The following is a 3,131-nucleotide window of genomic DNA, read 5'->3' on the forward strand; positions in this document are numbered from 1 at the left end:
CGGTCGGCCCCCAGCGCGTCCGCGGCCTCGGACAGGGTCGCCGCGAGCCGGTGCGGGGACTCGAAGAACACCACGGTGCGCTGCTCGTCCGCCAGTTCGCGCAGCCAGCGCGCCCGCTCCCCCGCGCGGCGCGGGACGAACCCGTCGAAGCAGAACCGATCGGTCGCCAGCCCGGACACGGCGAGCGCGGTGGTCACCGCGGACGGCCCGGGCAGGCAGGTCACCGGCAGGTCCTCGGCCACGCACGCCCGCACCAGCCGGTAGCCGGGGTCGGACACACTCGGCATCCCCGCGTCGGTCACCAGCACCACGGTGCGGCCCTCGCGCACCGCCGCGAGCAGACCCGGCAACCGCGCCTGCTCCACGTCCTCGTAGTAGCTGACGATACGGCCCGACGGGGTCACCCCGAGCGTCGTCGCCAGCGAGCGGAGGCGCCGTGTGTCCTCGGCGGCCAGCACGTCGGCCTCGGCCAGTGCCGTGGTCAGGCGGGGCGAGGCGTCGCGGGAGTCCCCGAGTGGGGTGGCGGCCAGTACGAGCGTCACGACGCCCAAGACTAAGCCGTAGGATCGAGCGCCGTGACCGCACTCCTGTCCTCCACCCCGGCGGGCGCGGATCCGGCGCCGGACGCGCAGCGGCCACCCACGGACCGGGAGGCCGCCCTCCTGGGCAGGCCGATGCCCACCGACCGGCTGCGTGCGTTCGTCGTCACGGTGGTGCTCACGACTGTCGCCGGGGTCGTGCGCCTGTGGAACCTGGGCGTGCCCACGGACGGCGGCACCCCGGTCTTCGACGAGAAGCACTACGTACCCCAGGCGTGGCAGATGCTGCGCAACGGCGGGTACGAGGACAACTACGGCTACGAGCTGATCGTGCACCCGCCCCTGGCGAAGCAGCTCATCGCGGTCGGGGAATGGCTGTTCGGCTACAACGGCTGGGGGTGGCGGTTCGCGGCCGCGGTCGCGGGCACGGTGATCGTGCTGCTCACCGTCCGCATCGCCCGCAGGCTGACCCGGTCGACCCTGCTCGGCGCGGTCGCGGGGGTGCTGGTCATCGCGGACGGCGTGCTGCACCTGCAGTCCCGGATGGGGATGCTGGACATCTTCCTCGCCGTGCTCGTGCTCGCGGCGTTCGGCTGCCTGCTGCGCGACCGCGATCAGGTGCGCGAACGGCTCGCCGAGGCCGTGCGGCAGGGCTGGGTCGACGACTCCCCGTACGGGCCGCGCCTCGGGTTCCGCTGGTGGCGCTTCGGTGCCGGGGTCCTGCTCGGCCTGGCCACGGCGGTGAAGTGGTCCGGTGGGTACTGGGTGTTCGCCTTCGTGCTGCTCACCCTCGGGTTCGACGTGGCGGCCCGTCGGGCGGCCGGGGTGCGCCGTCCGTGGCTGGGCGTGGTGCGGCGGGACCTGCTGCCGGTGAGTTGGGGGATCGGCCTCGTCTCCGTCGGCGTGTACCTGGGCAGCTGGTGGGCGTGGTTCCGGAGCGAGACGGCCACCGATCGGCACTACCTGGAGATCAACCAGGTGGACCCGGGGGTCTTCGGGTTCCTCCCGGACGCGCTGAACTCGCTGGCGATCTACACGTTCAACATGATGACCTTCCACAGTGGTCTCTCGACCCCGGACGGTGATCCGCACCCGTGGGAGTCGAAGCCGTGGACGTGGCCCATGGGCCTGCGGCCGATGCTCTACTACTACGAGTCCGGCGAGCACGTCACCGGTTGTGGTGCCACCGAGTGCGTCAGCGCCACGATGCTGATCGGTACCCCGGCCCTGTGGTGGCTCTCGCTCCCGGTGCTGGCGTGGGCGCTGTGGCGGGCGGTGTTCCGCGCGGACTGGCGGTACACCGCCGTGCTCGTCGGGTATCTGGCGGGCTTCCTGCCCTGGTTCGCCAATCTCGACCGACAGATGTACTTCTTCTACGCCACGCCGCTGGCCCCGTTCCTCACGCTCGGGCTGACCCTCGTGCTCGGCCAGATCCTCGGCCGGGCCCGGGCCTCCTACGAACGTCGCGGGACCGGCCTGCTGGTGCTCTCGCTCTACGTCGGGCTCGTGGTGGCCAACTTCGTGTGGCTGTGGCCGATCCTCAACGGTGACCCGATCACACAGGACCGCTGGGAGGCCGAGCTCTGGCTTCCGTCCTGGCGCTGAGCGGACCGGACCCGGCACGCGACGTCAGGTGACGGGCCTGGAGCGACGACTCGCGGGCCTGAGGCGACGACTCGCGGGCCTGGAGTGGCGACTCGCCGGGGTCGGGGGTTCGGTCACCGGGTGCGGGGGACGACGCGGGTGACCGGGCCGTCGGTGGAGGTGCCCGTGCGGGCCAACCAGCCCTCGACCTCGCGGCACACCGTGGCCAGCGTCGGGCGGTTGCGCGGCTGCGGGTCGAGAGAGGCGGTGAGCAGCCGTGCGTGCACGCTCTGCCGGGGCAGGTGCGAGGGTGCCTCCGCCCGTGCCGCGGCCATCAGTGCCGCCATGGGTGTCTCCCGCGTGCCGCGCGGCGGATGACCCGACAGGGCGAAGCTGACCGTGGCGGCGAGCTGCCAGGCGTCCGACGCGGGACTGGCCTGGGCCCCGGAGGCGGCCTCCGGGGCGACGTAGTCCGGGGTCCCGACCATCATGCCGGTGGCGGTCAGCGTGGAGTCGCCCTTACTGCGCGCGATCCCGAAGTCGATCAGATGCGCCACCCCGGCGGGGTCGATGATCACGTTCGACGGCTTGACGTCGCGGTGCAGCACGTTCTTCTCGTGCGCGGCCGCCAGCGCACCGGCCATCGTGGCCCATAACCGCCCCGCCGAGACGTCGTCCAGCGCCCCCGCCGTGTCCACCGCCTCGGCGAGCGGCTGGCCCTGCAGGTACTCCATCACCAGGGCGAGTCCGTCGGGCTCCTCGACGAGGTCGTAGACCCGGACACAGTTCGGGTGGCTCAACGCGGCGAGTGCCCGCGCCTCGCGCTGCATCCGGTGCTCGGTGTCCTCGTCGGGCGCATGCGCGATCTTCAGCGCGACCGTCCTGCCGAGCTGGGTGTCCACCGCCTCCCAGACCGTGCCGAACCCACCGTGGCCGAGCCGGCGCACCCGGCGGAAGCGGCTGCTGCCCGCCTGCGCCGACCCGGGCGGTGCGGGAACCGGACCGGGT

The 3,131-nt window shown here is 72.8% G+C and carries 3 protein-coding genes; 1 reads left to right on the top strand and 2 read right to left on the bottom strand.

Annotated features, from left to right (window positions below; all coding sequences use genetic code 11):
• Positions 1–542 (bottom strand): 16S rRNA (cytidine(1402)-2'-O)-methyltransferase (rsmI, locus tag SACHA_RS0103715; RefSeq protein WP_028662857.1); only part of this gene is annotated, 542 nt, incomplete at its 3' end.
• Positions 543–575: 33 nt separating this feature from the next.
• On the opposite strand from rsmI, the gene SACHA_RS0103720 reads away from it, so the two are divergent.
• Positions 576–2,144 carry a dolichyl-phosphate-mannose--protein mannosyltransferase gene (locus SACHA_RS0103720; protein ID WP_019807313.1) on the top strand — a complete coding sequence of 523 codons (1,569 nt, stop codon included), beginning with the start codon at positions 576–578 and terminating at the stop codon, positions 2,142–2,144.
• 113 nt (positions 2,145–2,257) lie between these two features.
• Here the strand turns inward: SACHA_RS0103720 and SACHA_RS20115 are convergent.
• Positions 2,258–3,131, bottom strand: an 874-nt coding sequence (locus SACHA_RS20115; protein ID WP_019807316.1) for a serine/threonine-protein kinase, incomplete at its 5' end; no start/stop codon positions are given.

Source organism: Saccharomonospora halophila 8, assembly GCF_000383775.1.
Classification (GTDB): Bacteria; Actinomycetota; Actinomycetes; order Mycobacteriales; family Pseudonocardiaceae; genus Saccharomonospora; species Saccharomonospora halophila.